Origin of the sequence: Campylobacter sp. MIT 21-1684 (genome assembly GCF_026241315.1) — a bacterium.
Lineage (GTDB): Bacteria > Campylobacterota > Campylobacteria > Campylobacterales > Campylobacteraceae > Campylobacter_D.
Genome location: NZ_JAPHNA010000065.1, coordinates 1 through 686 on the forward strand (window position 1 = coordinate 1; position 686 = coordinate 686).

Here is a 686-nt window from a genome sequence, read left to right on the forward strand (position 1 = left end):
TAGATTATAGGCATAATAAAATACCACGATAAAAAGTAGGTAATAGTAATATTATTGTGTAGCTTTTCTAAAAAAATACTTGCAAACCCCATAAAGAAAATAATTAATAAAAAATCAAAGTCGTGATATAGCACTTCAAAACTTCGTCTTGATATAAATATCATTCCATAAAGTAAAGCGAGAAATAAAAGTAACCAAAATGACGCAATACAAATCTTAATTATCTTTAGTTTCATTGATTTTCCTCTTTAATTGGTTTGCAATAGTTAGTGTGAATAATTAGTTCTGAAAAACCAACATTATCACACTCCACCTTTGTAGTATCCTCATACTTAACTATCAAAGGAATTTTACCTTGATTGTTAAGAATCTCCTCTTTATATTTCTCTACATATTTTAAAAAGATTTCAAAAAAATTATCATTGTTTTTCCATAAATCTATACACCCAGCACTTCCAGCAGCCCATCCTCCGTGAATAAAGAAGTTGTTTCTAATGATAGTTTGTCCTTTAGAATCTGTAAGGGTTACAACTTTAGGCTGAATAGGGATTCGGATTGTTCCCCAAGCATAACTACCACCATAAAATTTTCCAAACTTTGGTGCCCCGAAGTATGACAATAACCAACTTGATGAACCTTTTATATCATCAATAAGCTCTAATACTTGCACCCCATCATCTGCATTT

2 protein-coding genes are annotated in these 686 nt (G+C 30.6%); both read right to left on the reverse strand.

From position 1 onward, the window contains the following. Positions 1–236 (reverse strand): hypothetical protein (locus OQH62_RS08580; protein WP_266016150.1); only part of this gene is annotated, 236 nt, incomplete at its 3' end. After that, the coding region (locus OQH62_RS08585; RefSeq protein WP_266016152.1) for a hypothetical protein at positions 233–686 on the reverse strand (454 nt) is incomplete at its 5' end. The genes OQH62_RS08580 and OQH62_RS08585, both read right to left, overlap by 4 nt.